The sequence below is a fragment of the Pikeienuella piscinae genome, assembly GCF_011044155.1.
GTDB classification, from domain to species: domain Bacteria; phylum Pseudomonadota; class Alphaproteobacteria; order Rhodobacterales; family Rhodobacteraceae; genus Pikeienuella; species Pikeienuella piscinae.
The window spans coordinates 2,437,323-2,453,804 of the sequence record NZ_CP049056.1; the positions used below are offsets into that span (position 1 = coordinate 2,437,323).

The window sequence follows — 16,482 nt, forward strand, 5'->3', positions numbered from 1 at the left end:
CCGCCGCCGGCGTCGCGCCGGTCTCACCGCAGGAGCGCCCTGGCGTCAAGCGCGCAGACGCCTTCACCCTGAAGCCTGACGCCCAGCGGGTTCACATCGAGCTCGACCAGCCGATCGCCATGGCTCACGGCGATCTCGCTCAACGTGCTCAGCGCCGTCGCCGCCGCGTCGATATCAAGCGGAGCCCGGCCTCTGAACGCACCGAAAAGCGGCGCTATGCGCAGGGACAGGAGAAGATCGCGCGCTTTCGCGACGCCGATCGGCGCAACCGCGACGGCGACGTCGGAGAAGAGTTCCACGAGGACGCCCCCCGCGCCGCAGACGACGACAGGGCCGAAGAGCGGATCGCGCTTGATACCCAGGATCAGTTCGAGTTCGGGCTTCCACATCTCCTGGACCGAACAGCCCTTGAACGCGGATGGCGGGAGGTGCTCGCACACCGCCGTCTCGATCTCACCATATGCCGCGCGAACGGCGGCGGCGTCCGTCAGGTTCAGCTTGACGGCGCCGATATCGCTCTTGTGGACCAGCCCTTCGGCGACGGGTTTCAGAACCACAGGATACCCGATGTCGTCGGCGGCGGAAACGGCGGCGTCGGCGCTTGTCGCCTCATGCTGCCGCGTCACGCGGACGCCGTGATCTTCGAGCAGCGATTTCACGACAGGTTCCGAAAGCAGTTCACCGGGCCGCCCCTCCAGCGGCGCCACGGCCCGAGGGGCGCGCGGCTGCGGCGCGGCGGCGTCATCGGGCGCCTGTTCGCGCATCCGGAAATAGGCGTCCCGCGCCCCGAGCACGCGGATACAATCATCGACGCGGTCGAAATAGGCGCAGCCAAGCTCACGCAGTATCCGGCGCGGCCCGTCGGCGGCGCTGCCCGGCGTAACGAGAAAGATGAAGGGCTTGCCCGACGCCAGCGCCGTCCGCGCGATCAGTTCGGTCATCCGCTCGTAAAACGGAACCGTCGTCAGAATGATCCAGACGAGCCCGGTGTCCGGATCCTCCGCCATGGCGCGATATGCGCGTTCCGCCCCTTCGAACGGGTCTGAAACCGTCCTCCCGCCGAGATCGATCGGATTGTTCGCCTGCGGCGGCAACAACACCTCGCGCAGGTTAGCGCGCGTCTCCTCCGACAGGATCGAAAGACGAAGCCCGGCTTCCGACGCCCTGTCGACGCCGATGCCTGCGCCCCCGCCCGAGGCCGAATAGACCGCGACGCCGTCGCCGCGCCATGTCGGCCACCGCGCCAGGATGTCAGCCGTCTCGATCATCCCGTCAGGATCGTCGAGCAGGACAATGCCATGATCGCGGCAGGCTGCTGAAAACACATCGTAGGAGCCGGCGAGGCTGGCGGTATGAGACTTCGCGGACTCGACGCCCGCCTCGGTCCTGCCGGTCTTCACGACCAGCATCGGTTTGCCGACCCGACGCGCTTCGTCGGCCAGCGCGAGAAAGCGCGCCGGGTCCCGCAGCCCCTCCATATAGATGCAGATCACCTTCGTCGCGTCATCATGGATCAGGTGCTCGACGAAATCGCTGATCTCCAGGTCAGCCTGATTGCCGAGAGATACGCAGGCGCTGAAGCCGATTTCCGCATCATCGGCGCGATTATACATCGACACCATCAACGCGCCGCTCTGCGAGATCAAACCGACCGACCCCGCCCTGAGATGGTCGGTTTCGAGCACCAGGGACGAGGTGAGCGCCATCTTGCTGTGCGGGCTGATCAGTCCCATGCAGTTCGGCCCGACGATCCGCATTCCGGTCCTGTGCGAAATCTCGATCAACTCCGCCTGGCGCGCCGCGCCTTCCTCGCCGGCTTCGGCGAAGCCGGTGGTCATGACGATGCAGGCGCCGACCCCAGCCTCGGCGCAATCGGCCAGCGCCGCGACAAGCATATGCGCGGGCAGAGCGAGAAGCGCGACATCGACCGGCCCCCCGGCCTTGGAGATATGCGGCGCGCAAGATACGCCGAAAACAGTGTCGCGCTTGGGGTTCACCGGAACGATGCGGCCTTCGTAGCCGTGCTTGACCAGATAGTGCATGACCCGGCCGCCGAACTTTCCGACATCTTCGCTGGCGCCGATGACGGCGACCGAGCGGGGATGGAGGATGCGCTCGGCGCCGAGCCGATGGGCGATTGCTTCAGACAAGATGTAGTCTCCTCAAACGAAGGCGGCGACGCCGAATTCTTCGCGGCCGACGATCAGCCGCTGGATGTCCGAAGCGCCGTCGATCACCGTCAGCATCGTCGCGTCGCGCAAAAGACGTTCGACACCGGCGGCCTCCGACAGGCCATGCGCGCCCATGCAGGACATAGCGGCCATGCAGGCCGCGACAGCCGCCTCGGTCGCGAACACTTTCGCCATCGCCGCCTCGCGCGGGCAGCGCCGGCCGTCATCGAGAATGCGGAGCGCGGAGATCGAAAGCGCGCGCGACGCCTCGACCGCCGCGGCGGCGTCGGCGATCCTGGTCTGGACCGCCTGGAATTTTGCGAGCGGGCGGCCGAAAGCCGTGCGCTCCTTCGCGTATTCCTTCGCAAGGCGAATGGCCTCCGCCGCGAGGCCGGCCGCCTGCAGGCCGATCAGCGCGCGCGAGGCTTCGATGCCGCGATAGAACCCCTCAACGCCGTCGGTCCCGCCGGCGAGCAGATTGCCTTCGTCGAGCTGCAGATCGTCGAAGCCGATCTCGGCGAAAGAAACGTTCCGAATGCCGATGCAGGGAAGCTCCTCCGCCGTCCAGGGCGTGGCGTCGCGTTCGATGAAGAAGCGGCTCATGCCTTTCGGCTTGGTCTCCGGATCGGTGATCGCCAGCACAGTCATCGCATCGGCGACGCCGCCGAGCTTGATCCATTTCTTGCGGCCATTGAGGCGGTAACCGCCATCCGCCTTCACCGCGCTCGTCGTCATCGAACGAAGATCGGACCCGGCCTGCGGCTCGGTGATCGCGGCGGTGGCGACCATGTCGCCCGCGAGAAGCCGCGGCAGCCAGCGTTCACGCTGCGCCTCGTCGCCGAGAAAAAAGATGCTCCGCGGCGGCACGATTTCCCCAAGCATGACCGGTGATGAGCCGAGCGCCTCCAGCAGGAGCCCGTATTGGAGATAGGAGAGCCCGGCCCCGCCCGCTTCCTTCGGGATCGTGCTGCCGAGATAGCCCATCGGCGCGAACGCCTTGTAGAGGCCCCGCATCTCGGCGTTTGAGAGACGCTCCCCCTGCTTTTTCGCGTCGACGACCGGTTTCACATGCCGGGCGATGCGTTCGCGCGCCTCTTCGCGAAGCGCGCCGCTGGCGCTGTCGATGTCCTTCGTTTCCATTTCGCCCGCGCCCCTATTCGCCGGTGAAGGTCGGGGTGCGCTTCTCCAGGAACGCGCTCATGCCTTCCTTCGCGTCCTTCGAGGCGAAGATGCGGCTCGCCCACGCCTCCTCCAGCAGGGCGGCGCGGTCCACGCCCTCGCGGCATTGCGCGCGGACGGCCTCCTTGATCGCCTGGATCGGCAGCGGCGCGCCGGACGCGAGGCGTTTCGAAACGCGGTCGACCTCCGCCTCGAAATCCGCGTCGGGAACCACGCGGCTGACGATCCCGAGCTCCAGCGCGCGATCGGCGGAGATGTCCTCGCCAAGCAGCAGCAGATCCAGCGTCCGGTTTCGGCCCAGATAGTGAACGAGGCGCACCATGCCGACGCTCCAGGACGGGATGATGCCGAGATAGACGTCGCCGGCGCGGAATTTCGCGGTGTCGGAAGCGATACGGATATCGCAGGGCCAGGCGATTCCGGTGCCGCCGCCGATGCACCAGCCGCGGATGGCGGCGATCACCGGCTTGGGATAGGTCTCGATCCGGTCGACAAGGGCGCGTCCGGCGTCGCGCAGCCCGCGCCCTTCGCCGGCGGGGCCTTTTTCATGGCCGATATCGGCCCCAGCGCAGAACGCGCGCTCGCCCGCGCCGCGCAACACGACCGCGCGCGTCTCGGCGCGGGCCTCGAGCTGATCGAACGCGGTCATCAGTTCTTCGACCAGCTCCGGCGTGGCCAGATTGAATGGCGGGCGGTTCAGCGTAACCGTGGTGACGCCTTCGTCATGGTCCACCTGTATCGTTTCAAACGTCATCTGTTCGCTTTCTGTGTTCGAGGTCATTTCACGAAGGATTTCAGTCCGCCGATCCGCTCCAGAATCAGGATAAGGACGAGCGACATGAGGATCAGCAGCGAGGAGACCGCGGCGACGGTCGGGTCCACCTGGTCGGAAAGATAGTTGTAAATCCGAAGCGGCAGGGTCTGATAGGATGGCCCGGTCATGAAGATCGTCACGGTGACTTCGTCGAAGGACATGATGAAGGCGAAGATGAACCCGGCGGCCACCCCCCGGAGCGAAAGCGGCAGCGTCACCCGCCAGAGCGCGCGAACCCGGCTCGCGCCGAGATTCATCGCCGCCCATTCCAGCTCCTTCGGCACATCGCGCAACGCCGCGTCGATCGCCCTGATCGCGAAAGGCGTGATGACGACGACATGCGTCGCCACGAGGCTGAAGAAGGTGTTGTAGAGGCCGACGCCGTTCAGGAACTGCAACATCGCAATCCCGAGCACCACCGCCGGGATCAGAAGCGGCGACATGAAATACGCGTCGAGCGCCCGTTTTCCGGAGAAGCTGAACCTCACCAGCGCGTAGGCGGCGAAGAAGCTGAGCGCGGTCGCGATGACCGACGAGATCAGCGCCAGCCGGACACTCAGGAAGAACGCGTTGGTGAAGCCGGGATGCTCAAATATCTGCCAGTACCAGCGAAGGCTGAACTCCTGCGTCGGCAGGATGAAGAATTCCGCCGGCGTGAAAGACATCCAGACGATCAGGATGAGCGGGGCCAGCATGAACGCAGCGATCAGCCAGGCGTAGATTCGCAGAAGGAAGCTCATTCGAAGATCACCTTCCGTTTGCCCGAAGTGGTCGCGTAGTGGGAGAATTGGATAAGCGACATCGTCGTCACCAGGAGAAGCACCGCCATCGCCGCGCCGAACGGCCAGTTCAGGTCGACCAGGTTCACTTCGTAGGCGAGATAGGACATGACCCGCGCGCGTGAGCCGCCGAGCAGCGCCGGGGTCGCGAAAGCCGCCATGTTCATCGTGAAATTGATGATCATCCCGGCCAGCAACGCCGGCAGCGTCAGGGGGAAGACCACCTTGGTGAATACGTCCGCCCAGTTCGAGCCAAGATTGCGCGCAGCCCAGATCAACGATCGGTCGAAGCTGGCCAGCCCCGCCCAGAGAGGCAGCAGAACGAACATGAAGTGACCGTGGACAAGGCCGATCACGATCCCGGTTTCGTTGAACATCAGCATCAACGGCCGGTCGATCACGCCGATCGCCCGAAGGCTGGAGTTCACAACCCCGTTCGGGCCGAGGATCAGCGTCCAGCCGAAGGCCTTGACCGCCGTATTGACGAGCCAGGGCGCGACGAACAGCATCAGCCAGAACGCCTGCGCCCTGCCGGGACGGCCGGCGATATACCACGCGATCGGAAACGCTAACACCGCAGTGATCGCGGAAGTCATCAGGCTGACCCGGATCGTGCGCCCCAGCACGCCGAGATAGAAACTCTCGAAGAGCTTCTCGTAATTCTCCAGTGTCCAGACCGACCGGTCGATCCCGGAGAGGCTATAGGTGTGGAAACTGTTGACGATGCTCTGGAGCAGCGGCCAGACAAAGAAACCGAGCAGGACAAGCGCCAGCGGGGCGGTGAACAAGAGCGGAGTCCAGCGCAGGATCGCGCGCGCCTGTCGAACTGGCGGGTTCACGCCCTCGCCCTCAGCGCTGGAAGAACGTGTCATGCTCATCCCATCCGACTGAGATCGGCGCCCCGGCGGCCGGCGGACGCCGCCCGACATTGGCGGCCTGCGCTGAAACCTCGGTTCCACCGACACGCAACCGATAAATGATCATGCTGCCGAGATAAGTCGCGGATTCCAGCGTCGCCTCCATCCGGTTCGGCAGCCCGTCAGCCTCCACATCAACGCGGACGCGTTCCGGGCGGATCATCAGCGTCGCGTCCTCGCCCTGCTTCGTCTCTCCGGCGACCGGCCGAAAGCTGATACGCAGCCCGCCCTCGGTCTCCAACACCGCGCGGTCCGCCTCCAGATCGACGACGCGCCCTGAGAAACGGTTGATCTGGCCGGTGAATTCAGCCGTGAACATGGTGCTCGGAGCGGAATAAATCTCCTCCGGCGTTCCGATCTGTTCGATCCGGCCGGCGCTCATCACCGCGATCCTGTCGGACATCGCGAAGGCTTCCTGAATGTCATGCGTCACAAGGATCGTCGTGATGCCGACGCTCTTCTGAATCTCGCGGACTTCGTGGCGCATCGTCTCGCGGAGTTTCGCGTCGAGATTGCTCAGGGGCTCGTCCAGCAGGAGAAGGTCCGGTTCGACCACGAGCGCGCGCGCCAGCGCCACGCGCTGCTGCTGCCCGCCGGAAAGCTGGCCCGGATACCTGCTTTCAAAGCCGGAGAGATGCACGAGTTCGATCGCTTCGCCGACGCGCCGCGCGATCTCCGCCGGCTTCTGACGGCGCATCTTCAGCCCGAACGAGACGTTCTCGAAAACGCTGAGATGGGGAAAGAGCGCATAATTCTGAAACACCAGCGCGGTGTTGCGCTCGCTCATCGCGCGGCCGCAAAGCGCGCGGTCATTGAGCATGATCTCGCCGGAATCCGGCTCGTAGATTCCTGCGATGGAGCGTAGCAGCGTCGTCTTTCCGCATCCGGAAGGGCCGAGCAGAGAAAAGAACTCGCCATCGCTGACATCGAGATTGATATTTTTCAGCGCTTCGACGCCGCCGAAAGTCTTGCTGAGGCTTCTGATTACGAGCGACATGCAGCTCCCCTGATCGCATCTCCGCCGCGGGGGCTCGGCATGCGCATTTGAAATTCGGCGGGTCGCGCCACCAGGGCGGCGCGACCCTTGGGTCGACCCTAAACTCAGCGGATCGGGGCGATTTCTTTCTCGAACCGCTCGTTCCATTCCGCCCGGACAGGAAGCACGCTCTCGTAATCGAGAATATCGAGGCTCGCCTTCTGCTCGTCGGTGAGGAGATATTGCGCGGCCTCCGGAGAGACCTCGATTTCTCTGTTCATCGCGTTGCTCCCGAAACGCTCGGCGCGATAGGACTGGAATTCCTTCCCGATGATGAAATTGAGCAGCGCGCGCGCGCCTTCGGGATTGGGCGCGTCCTTCATGACGCCGACGGCCGTGGGGCTCAGGAAGTTGGGCGTCGGGATGACGACTTCGGCGGGGATGCCCTTCTTCTTGATCTCATAACCGGAATTGGCCCCGAACACCGCGATCGCAACCAACTCGCCCTGGAGGTATCCGCCCAGCTTGGCGAAGGTGCTGGTCCAGTCGACGACGCCCGGCGCGATTTCCCGCAGCGCGTCGAACCCCGGCTCGATGTCCTGGACCCCGCCGCCATTCGCCATCGCCAGAAGCACAAGCGTATAGAGCCCGTATGTATTGCTTACCGGCGGAATAGAGACCATGCCCTTGAATTCCGGTCGGCCAAGATCCTCCCACTTCGTCGGCGGCTCCCAGCCGTTCCGCTCGAAGATCTCGGGCTGATAGATCAGCGAGAGCGTGTCGGTGTAGGTGAAGGCGCCGATCGTCTCCTCGCCATCCCTGATCGGCGCGGTGTCATAGAGTTTCGCAAGGTTCGGAACCGACGCCTCGTCGATCGCGCCAAAGAGACCCTGGTGCTTGCCCTGAAGCCAGGCGGCGTAGTCGCTCATGACGACGTCGACCTGCGGATTGTCCTTTTGCGCGATCGCGGTGGCGATGATCTCGGACGACGTCGCCTTCGGCACCAGCACCATTTCATAGCCGGTGGCTTCCTTGAACTTTTCCGCCCAACCTTCCTTTTCGAAGGACGTCTGAATCGTTCCGCCCCAGCTCAAGAGGTAAACGGGATCCTTGTCCGCGGCGGTGGCGGTGGCGGCGCCGAACGCCATGATCGCCGCGATCACTCCCGCCGCCCCTATTCCCCGATAATTCCGATTGAACGTCATCGCCATGTCTTGCTCCGTCACCATGTTGTATTCGTTGGCCTGGGTTTCGATTTTCTTGCTTATTATTACTCACCTCTTCGGTCATATGACTATGACTGCTGGCCCGATATATTTATCCGCATTCTCACATCGAAGATGCTGATCGTGACCAGCTCGATATCCAGTTACTGATTCCGCAAAGCTAGTGACAGAGGCGGCTTTGGGGAAACACAATCATTCTAACATCTGGTTCGGAAAATCCGATCCCGCCATTCCGGGCCGCGCGCCGCTGCGCGGCGACCGGGCCTCATACGTCCGCCGACGGCGCCCGCGGCGCGCGGACGGCGATCCGCGCCGGGCCCGGCGCCGGGCAGGAACGTGCTTAGACAACGCCTAACCGACGGTGAGCGATACTTTTCTTTTTGGATCACGCGCGCGCTCCAATAATGGCGCGAACTATGGTTCCACGCCGCGTCCTTCTTCGGGGAGACGCCAAATCGTCATTCCAATCCGTATCCAGTCGCTCGGTCGGGTCTGCGACGGAAACGAAATTCAAAGGAACCGCGAACGTATCCGGCGCGCGGACATCCGCGCGACCGGTCGAAGTGAAAGACGCTTTCGGCGCGTCCAACGCCAACAGATCCGGTGACAACCGGGTAAAGGACCAAAGGGACCTGGAAATGCCAATCGAAGAAACGGATACGCTTGTGGTCGGCGCGGGTCAGGCCGGTGTGGCCATGAGCGAGCACCTTACGCGGCGCGCCGTGCCTCACCTCGTATTGGAGCGGACCCGCATCGCCGAGCGCTGGCGCTCGGAGCGGTGGGACAGCCTGGTCGCGAACGGTCCCGCCTGGCACGACCGCTTTCCCGGCATGGAGTTCACCGACGTCGCGCCCGACGGCTTCGCCACCAAGGATATGGTCGCGGATTACCTCGTCGCCTATGCGAAGAAATTCGACGCGCCGATCAGGTGCGGCGTCGAGGTGACTTCCGCGCGCCGGAATGTCGGGCGGCCGGGGTTTCGCGTCGAGACGTCGGATGGCGTGATCGAAGCGAGAAACATCGTCTCCGCCACCGGCGCTTTCCAGCGCCCGGTGATTCCGCCGCTCGTTCCCGCCGGGTCAGACGTTCCGCAGATGCACTCCACAGCGTATCGCAACCCCGAACAGTTGCCCGAGGGCGGGACGCTTGTCATCGGCGCGGGGTCTTCGGGCGTCCAGATCGCCGAAGAACTGATGCGCGCGGGCAAACGCGTCTACCTTTCGGTCGGCCCACATGACCGTCCGCCGCGCGCCTATCGCGGCCGCGATTACTGCTGGTGGCTGGGCGTGCTCGGCAAATGGGACGCCCCAGCGCCCGCGCCGGGCACGGCGCATGTCACCATCTCGGTGAGCGGCGCGCGGGGCGGCCACACGGTCGACTTTCGGCGCCTCGCCGCGCAGGGGATGACGCTTCTTGGGATGGCGGCGGCGTTCGATGACGGCGTGATGCGCTTCGCGCCCGACCTGGCGGAAAACATCGCGCGCGGAGACGCCAACTATCTCTCCATGCTGGACGAAGCCGACGAATACGTCATCCGCAACGGCGTCGACCTGCCCGAGGAGCCGGAAGCGCGCATCATCGATCCGGACCCGGACTGCCTCAGGAATCCGATTCTCGAACTGAATCTCGGCCAGGCCGGCGTAACGTCGATCATCTGGGCGACAGGGTTCACGCGCGACTACGGCTGGCTGAAGGTCGACGCCTTCGACGAGAACGGCGAGCCGAAGCACCAGCGCGGGGTTTCGACGGAACCGGGCGTCTATTTTCTCGGCCTTCCCTGGCAGTCGCGCCGGGGTTCATCCTTCATCTGGGGCGTCTGGCACGATGCGAGGCATCTGGCGGACCATATCGCCACGCAACGCGCCTATATGGATTACCATTCGGAAGCGTTGCGGAACGCCCGCGACGCATCGCAGGACGGCGCGGCGCCCGCCGACGATCGTCAGACGGATCGTCGGGTTTCGCCACGACTGGCTCAAACCTGAAACACAACAGATGGAGCGCTTCGCATGGCTCACACGCGTATCCGCAAATTCAACACCGCGGACACCTATCCGGAACAGAACCTGGACAACGATCTCTGCCAGGCCGTCGTCACGCAGGGGGGGAAGACCGTCTACCTGAGGGGACAATGCCCGCAGAACCTGGACGACGCGAAGAACATCGACAGCCACGACCCGGTCGAGCAGACTCACAAGGTCATGCAGAATATCAGGCAACTGATAGAGGAAGCGGGCGGGACGATGGAGCATCTGGTGAAGGTGGTGGTCTACATCACCGATGTGCGCCATCGAGAGGCCGTCTACCGCACTATGGGCGGCTATATCAAAGGTGTTCATCCGGTCTCCACCGGTCTGGTCGTACAGGCGCTGGCGCGCCCGGAATGGCTGGTTGAGATTGACGGCACCGCGGTCATTCCGGATCAGGCGCAATGACGTTCTCCCTTGTCGCGCGCTGCGCCGAGACGGGGATGTTCGGCGTCGCGATCTCGTCCTCCTCGCCCGCCGTCGCGGCCCGCTGTTCGTTCGCGCGCGCCGGCGTCGGCGCGGTCGCGACACAGAACGTGACCGACCCCAGGCTCGGGCCTCTCACGCTGGACTTGATGGGAAAAGGGCTGAAGGCGCCGGAGGCGATCGCCGAAATGCGCCGCTCCGGCGCGTTCATCGCGTACCGTCAGGTTCTGGCCGTCGACAATCGCGGATCGTCCGCCATCCACTCCGGCCCGAATTCACTGGGGATCTGGGCCGATGCGCGGGACGAGGATGTCGCGTCGGGCGGCAATCTCCTGGCGAACGCAGGCGTGCCGCAGGCCATCGTGGACGGGTTCCTCTCGGCCTCGGGTCATCTCGGCGACCGCATGATCGCCGCGATGCGCGCGGGGCTGGAGGCGGGGGGCGAGGCCGGGCCCGTCCATTCGGCCGGAATGAAGCTCGTCGACAAGGTAAGCTGGCCGGTCGCCGACCTCCGCTGCGACTGGACCGAGGATTGCCCGATAGACGCCGTCGCCGCCGCCTGGAAGGTCTACAAACCGCAACTCGACGCCTATGTGCAACGCGCGCTCGACCCCCGCGAGGCGCCTTCCTACGGCGTTCCGGGCGATGAATGATCCCTCCGCGGCGCGGTCCCGCCGTCAACCCGGCGACGGGCGCGGGCCGAAACGGCGCCTCGCGCGACGCGACCGGGCGCGGAACGCCGCTCTCGCCGCTCTCTAGGCGTGAGGCGGCGCGGGCGCGCCGGCAAGACGCTCTCCGATCCTGTCGCGCAGCGCCCACCAGCGCAGGGCGAGGCGAGGGCCGTGACGCATGTAAAACGGCGCGGCGTGCAGGGGCTCGACCGGCAGCGCAAGCTCGGTTTCCGGCGCGCCCAGCGCCCATTCGGACAGAACGTCGCCCAGGATCGAACCGGTCGGGACGCCGCGCCCGGAAAGCCCGGTGACCGCGACCGCGCCGTCGCCGAGGCGATAGAGCCGGGGAATGGTCTTGCGCTGCATGTCCAGTTCGCCCGTCCAGATGAAATCCCAGCGGACGCTCGCGGGCGTCTCGGGGTGCAGCCAGCGCAGCCGATCGGTAAGTACACGTCGGGTGAAGTCCGGATCGCGCCCGCGGCGGCGATGCGGAAACATCGAGACGACGATGCGATCCCGCCCGTCGCGCTTGTAGACGAAGATATCGCCGCGCCCGTCATGCACGGTGGTGTTTTGCGGCAGGATCCGGTCCGCCAGTTCCGGCATCGGTTCGGTCGCGGCGACGAAGACGCGCATGATCTGGAAGGTCTTCTCGACTCCGCTCCAGCCATCGCGCGAATAGGCGCCGGTGGCCACGATAAGGCGCTCCGCCGTAACCGCGCCGGCCGGCGTCGGGACGCGCCATTTTCCGCCCGTCCGGATCGGCTGGCCCGCCGGCGAGCGGATGAACGCGCGCGCGCCCATTGCGACCGCCGCGCGGGCGAGACCGCGCGAATAGCCGAGCGGGTTGAGATGCCCGCCCTGCGGATGAAACCAGCCGCCGTACTGATGGCGCATGCCCGTCATCCGCAGCGCCTCCTCCTGCGAGATGATGCGGGTCTCCTGTCCGGCCGCGTTATAGCTTTCCGCCTTCGCTTCGAGCCGCCTCAGCGCGCGCGGCGTATGGGCGGCCATGAAATAGCCGTTCTGCACCCATTCGCATTCGATCTGATGGTCGCGGATCAGCCGCCCCACCCTGTCGGCCGCGTTGATCTGCAACCGGATGAATTTCCCGGCCCGTTCTCCGCCCAGCAGGGCGCGCACGCCGTCGATCGAATGATGGTGGAAAGTCGGCGTGCAATGTCCGGCGTTGCGCCCCGACCCGCCGAACCCGATCTCCTCAGCCTCCAGCAGCGCGACGCTGGCCCCGGCTTCCGCCAGACGCAGCGCCGTCGTCAGCCCGCTATAACCGCCGCCGACGACGCAAACATCCGCCTCGATCTCATCCTCCAGCGCGCCAAGATCCGGCGCCGGGGCGGCGCTGGCGTACCAGAGCGAGTCCGCGAAGGGCGAAAAATCCGTCATTCGGCTGGCTCCATCGGCGTCACGCCCGGCGCCGGGGCGAGATCCAGATCGTCGCGGATGCAGGCGGCGGTGGTCCCGGCGCCGCGGTCGCGCAACACGGGACGCGCTTCGGCGCAGGCCGGCAGGGCGTAGCGGCAGCGGGTCCGGAACGCGCAACCCGAGGGCGGATTGACCGGGCTCGGAATGTCGCCCTTCAACACGATCCGGTTCGCGGCCCGGCCGGGCGTCGGCTCCGGCGCCGCCGAGAGAAGCGCCTCCGTATAAGGGTGGCGCGGCCGGGCGAAGAGCGTGCGCGTTGGCGCGATCTCGACCACCCGGCCAAGATACATCACCGCGACCCGGTCGGAGACATGGCCGACCACCGCGAGATCATGGGTGACGAACAGCATCGTTAGGTTCATCTCCTTCCTGATCCGGGTCAGGAGATTGAGCACCTGCGCCTGCACCGAAACGTCGAGCGCGGAGACCGCCTCATCCGCCATCAGGAAATCCGGCTCCACCATCAGCGCGCGGGCGACGCCGATGCGCTGGCGCTGACCGCCGGAAAACTCGTGCGGATAGCGGGTGAGATAGGCGCGCGGCAGCCCGACCCGCTCCAGCCCGTCGCCGGCGCGTTTCATCTTCTCGGCGGCCGAAAGCTCCGGCGCGTTGAATCGGAGCGGCATGGTCAGCGTCTGGGCGATGGTCATGCGCGGATTGAGGCTGCTGAACGGGTCCTGAAACACCATCTGCATCCTGCGTCGATAGGCTTTCAGCTCCGGCGCCGACAGCCCCGCCAGATCGACCCCGTCGAACCGCATCGCGCCGGAGGTCGGCGGCTGCAGCGCCATGAACGCCCGCCCGAGCGTCGACTTGCCGGAGCCGCTCTCGCCCACCAGCCCCAGCACCTCACCCCGCGCGATGTCGAGCGAGACGCCGTCCACCGCGCGCACCACGGCGTGGGCGCGGCCAAGAAGCCCCTGACGAATGCCGAAATGCTGCTTCAGATCGACGGTGCTGATGAGCGGCGCGGTCATCTTGCGCCTCCCTCCACTTCGCGCCAGCGCTTGCAGCGCAGGCGATGATCGGCGGTCGCGCTCTCCAACGCGGGCGCGCCGACATCGCAGAGCCCGGGCTTGTGATGCGCGCAGCGCGGGTGAAAGGCGCAGCCGGGCGGCATCCGGGCAGGGTCCGGCACGAAACCCTCGATGGTGGCGAGGTCGGCGTCGCCCAGCCCGGCGCTCTCCAGCCTCGGGACAGAGCGCATGAGCCCGCTGGTATAGGGCATCAGCGGCCGCTCCAGCACTTCCGCGACGCCGCCTTCCTCCACCACGCGGCCCGAATACATCACCATCGTCCTGTCGGCGATCTCCGCCACCACGCCGAAATTATGGGTGATGAACAGCATCGCCATGCCGGTCCGCTCCTGCAATTCGCGCAGCAATTCGAGAATCTGCGCCTGCACGGTGACGTCGAGCGCGGTCGTCGGCTCGTCGGCGATCAGCACTTCCGGCTCCAGCGCCAGCGCGATGGCGATCATCACCCGCTGGCGCATGCCGCCCGAAAGCTCATGCGGATAGCTTTCGAGACGCTGCTCAGGCTCCGGAATGCCGACCTGCTCCAGAAGGTCGAGCGCGCGGCGGCGCGCCGCTTGCGTGGTCACATCTCGGTGGCAGCGGATCGACTCGACAATCTGCGCGCCGACCCTGTGCACCGGGTTCAGCGAGGTCAGCGGCTCCTGAAAGATCATCGCGATCCGGTCGCCGCGAAGGCGGCGCACCCGGCGCTCCGGCAGCGCAATAAGATCGACATCCGCTTCCCCGTGCAGCACCGCGCGCCCGGACAGGACGGCGCGCGGCGGCGGCGGCAGAAGCCGCATCACCGCGAGGCTGGTGACGGATTTGCCGGAGCCGCTTTCCCCGACCACCGCCAGCGTCTGGCCATCTTCGAGCGTGAAGCTCACGTCGTGAACCACTTTCAGTGGCCCGGCGGCGCCCTGAAAGGCGACGCCGAGATCGTCGACGGTCAGCCGGACGGTCATCGCAGATCGCTCCTTGCGTCCAGCGCGTCGCGAAGCCCGTCGCCGATGAAGTTGAAGCTGGTCACGGCGGCGGTGATCGCGACGCCCGGCACCAGCGCCAGCCAGGGCGCGCTGTCGAGATATTGCTGGGCGTTGTTCAGCATGTTGCCCCAGCTCGGCAGCGGCGGCTGGATGCCGTAGCCGAGAAAGCTGATATAGGCTTCGATCAGGATCGCGCGGGCGACGGTCAGCGTCGCCGCGACGATGATCGGCCCGGCGGCGTTCGGCAGCAGTTCACGGAACATGATCCACCAAGCCGGCGCGCCGCTCATCCTCGCCGCGGTGATGAAATCGCGCTCGCGAAGGCTCCGGACCTCCGCCGCCACGATGCGGGCGATCTCCATCCAGCTGGTGATCGCGATGATGATGGTGATCATCACCGCGCTCGGCTCGATGAAGGCGGCGAGCGCGAGCAACAGGAATATCTGCGGAAAGCAGAGGAAGGAATCGGTGAAGCGCATCAGCGCGGTCCCGGTCCAGCCGCCGAAATAGCCCGCAACGATGCCGATGATCGCCCCGATCAGCGTCGAGAGCACCATCGAGGCGAACCCGACCAGAAGCGACACCCGCCCCGCCATCAGCAGCCGCGCCGCAACGTCGCGGCCCAGCGGGTCCGTCCCAAGGTAGTGATCGCCACTCAGGGGCGGCGCGAAGCGCCCGCGCAGGTCGATATAAAGCATGTCATAGGGGAGGAGATGCGGGCCGACCACGCAGGCCAGCAGAAGCAGGACGAGCATCACCAGCCCGGTCACCGCCAGCTTGTGGCGGAAGAAACGGCGCAACGCCCGCGCGCGCCACCAGCGCGGTTCCGGCGAATGGATATCGAAGGTCGCGGTCATCGCCTCACTCCAGCCTGATGCGCGGGTCGGCGACGGCGACGAGCAGGTCCGCTACGAGATTGCCGATCAGGACAAGAATCGCGGAGAACATCAGCAGCCCCATGACGACCGGATAGTCCTGATAACCGAGGCTATCGAGAAAGAGCCGTCCCATGCCGGGCCAGGTGAAAACCGTCTCCGTCACCAGCGCGCCCGAAAGCAGCGTCGGCAATTGCAGCCCCGCCAGCGTGATCATCGGGATCAGCGCGTTGCGGATCACATGGCCGTAGAGCACCCGGCCACGCGGCAGGCCCTTGGCGCGGGCGGTGCGGACATAATCCTGATCGATCACGTCCAGCATCGAGGAGCGCATGTAGCGCGACCAGATCGCGACATTGACCAACGCCAGCACGAACGAGGGCATGATCAGGTGAATCGCGTAATCGTAAACCGACCCGTCGCCGATCGTGTACATGTTTCCGGCCGGCAGCCAGCCGAGTTCCAGCGCGAAAACGTAGATCGAGACCAGACCGAACCAGAATGTCGGGATCGAAAGGGCGATCATCGCGAGCACGGTCGCCGAATAGTCGAAGAGCGAGTAGCGCCGCGTCGCCCCGATCACGCCGACGATGGTGCCGAAACCGACCGAGATGACCGTCGAGCTGACCATCAGGAGGAGCGTGGCGAAAAGGTGCCGGCCGATCACGTGCAAGACCGGAACGCCGTCGCGAAAGCTCTCGCCCCAGTCGCCGATGAAGAGCCGCCAGAACCAGTCGAAATACTGGACGATGAGCGGCCGGTCGAGCCCCATCTGGGCCGCGATGCGGTCGAGATCGGCCTGGCTCATCCCCGGCGCGAGGGCGAATTGCGACAGCGGCCCGCCGGGGGCGAGGTTGAGGACCGCGAACCCGACGATCGAGACGAGAACCAGAAGCACCAGGGAGTGCCCCAGCCGGCGTATCAGGAATCGCGACATGGCCACCTCGCTCGGCTTGCGCCGCCCCGCAGGCGCGGG

Annotated in this window: 15 protein-coding genes; 3 read left to right on the top strand and 12 right to left on the bottom strand. The window is 65.7% G+C overall.

Going from position 1 to position 16,482, the window contains the following annotated elements; all coding sequences use genetic code 11:
* Nucleotides 1-23: 23 nt before the first annotated feature.
* The 7 genes from G5B40_RS11670 to G5B40_RS11700 form a co-directional block, all read right to left on the bottom strand.
* Nucleotides 24-2,150, bottom strand: a complete 2,127-nt coding sequence (locus tag G5B40_RS11670; protein WP_211907323.1) for an acetate--CoA ligase family protein — start codon at nt 2,148-2,150, stop codon at nt 24-26.
* 12 nt (nt 2,151-2,162) lie between these two features.
* Nucleotides 2,163-3,311 carry an acyl-CoA dehydrogenase family protein gene (locus G5B40_RS11675; RefSeq protein ID WP_165098771.1) on the bottom strand — a complete coding sequence of 383 codons (1,149 nt, stop codon included), beginning with the start codon at nt 3,309-3,311 and terminating at the stop codon, nt 2,163-2,165.
* 13 nt (nt 3,312-3,324) lie between these two features.
* Nucleotides 3,325-4,104: an enoyl-CoA hydratase/isomerase family protein gene (locus G5B40_RS11680; protein ID WP_165098773.1), complete on the bottom strand. Its 780-nt coding sequence runs from the start codon at nt 4,102-4,104 to the stop codon at nt 3,325-3,327.
* 23 nt (nt 4,105-4,127) lie between these two features.
* Nucleotides 4,128-4,904: an ABC transporter permease gene (locus tag G5B40_RS11685; RefSeq protein ID WP_165098775.1), complete on the bottom strand. Its 777-nt coding sequence runs from the start codon at nt 4,902-4,904 to the stop codon at nt 4,128-4,130.
* Complete coding sequence (locus G5B40_RS11690; RefSeq protein WP_165098777.1) at nt 4,901-5,815, bottom strand: ABC transporter permease; 915 nt, start codon at nt 5,813-5,815, stop codon at nt 4,901-4,903. The genes G5B40_RS11685 and G5B40_RS11690 overlap by 4 nt, the downstream gene beginning before the upstream one ends.
* Nucleotides 5,793-6,857: an ABC transporter ATP-binding protein gene (locus tag G5B40_RS11695; RefSeq protein ID WP_165098780.1), complete on the bottom strand. Its 1,065-nt coding sequence runs from the start codon at nt 6,855-6,857 to the stop codon at nt 5,793-5,795. The genes G5B40_RS11690 and G5B40_RS11695 overlap by 23 nt, the downstream gene beginning before the upstream one ends.
* A 104-nt stretch (nt 6,858-6,961) precedes the next feature.
* On the bottom strand, nt 6,962-8,047 hold the full coding sequence (locus tag G5B40_RS11700) for an extracellular solute-binding protein (protein ID WP_165098783.1): 1,086 nt from the start codon (nt 8,045-8,047) through the stop codon (nt 6,962-6,964).
* A 653-nt stretch (nt 8,048-8,700) separates the two neighbouring features.
* Here G5B40_RS11700 and G5B40_RS11705 point away from each other — a divergent pair.
* The 3 genes from G5B40_RS11705 to G5B40_RS11715 are packed head-to-tail and all read left to right on the top strand — an operon-like array spanning nt 8,701 to nt 11,168.
* Nucleotides 8,701-10,047: a flavin-containing monooxygenase gene (locus tag G5B40_RS11705; RefSeq protein ID WP_165098785.1), complete on the top strand. Its 1,347-nt coding sequence runs from the start codon at nt 8,701-8,703 to the stop codon at nt 10,045-10,047.
* Between the two features lie 24 nt (nt 10,048-10,071).
* On the top strand, nt 10,072-10,497 hold the full coding sequence (locus tag G5B40_RS11710) for a RidA family protein (protein WP_165098788.1): 426 nt from the start codon (nt 10,072-10,074) through the stop codon (nt 10,495-10,497).
* Nucleotides 10,494-11,168 carry a DUF1028 domain-containing protein gene (locus tag G5B40_RS11715; protein WP_165098791.1) on the top strand — a complete coding sequence of 225 codons (675 nt, stop codon included), beginning with the start codon at nt 10,494-10,496 and terminating at the stop codon, nt 11,166-11,168. Before G5B40_RS11710 ends, G5B40_RS11715 begins: the two co-directional genes overlap by 4 nt.
* A 102-nt stretch (nt 11,169-11,270) precedes the next feature.
* On the opposite strand, the gene G5B40_RS11720 is transcribed toward G5B40_RS11715, so the two are convergent.
* The 5 genes from G5B40_RS11720 to G5B40_RS11740 are packed head-to-tail and all read right to left on the bottom strand — an operon-like array spanning nt 11,271 to nt 16,443.
* Complete coding sequence (locus tag G5B40_RS11720; protein ID WP_165098793.1) at nt 11,271-12,590, bottom strand: NAD(P)/FAD-dependent oxidoreductase; 1,320 nt, start codon at nt 12,588-12,590, stop codon at nt 11,271-11,273.
* Complete coding sequence (locus tag G5B40_RS11725; protein ID WP_165098795.1) at nt 12,587-13,606, bottom strand: ABC transporter ATP-binding protein; 1,020 nt, start codon at nt 13,604-13,606, stop codon at nt 12,587-12,589. Before G5B40_RS11725 ends, G5B40_RS11720 begins: the two co-directional genes overlap by 4 nt.
* Nucleotides 13,603-14,610, bottom strand: coding sequence for an ABC transporter ATP-binding protein (locus G5B40_RS11730; RefSeq protein WP_165098797.1), 1,008 nt, complete (start codon nt 14,608-14,610; stop codon nt 13,603-13,605). The genes G5B40_RS11725 and G5B40_RS11730 overlap by 4 nt, the downstream gene beginning before the upstream one ends.
* Complete coding sequence (locus G5B40_RS11735; protein ID WP_165098799.1) at nt 14,607-15,488, bottom strand: ABC transporter permease; 882 nt, start codon at nt 15,486-15,488, stop codon at nt 14,607-14,609. The genes G5B40_RS11730 and G5B40_RS11735 overlap by 4 nt, the downstream gene beginning before the upstream one ends.
* 4 nt (nt 15,489-15,492) lie before the next feature.
* On the bottom strand, nt 15,493-16,443 hold the full coding sequence (locus tag G5B40_RS11740) for an ABC transporter permease (RefSeq protein ID WP_165098801.1): 951 nt from the start codon (nt 16,441-16,443) through the stop codon (nt 15,493-15,495).
* Nucleotides 16,444-16,482 lie beyond the last annotated feature (39 nt).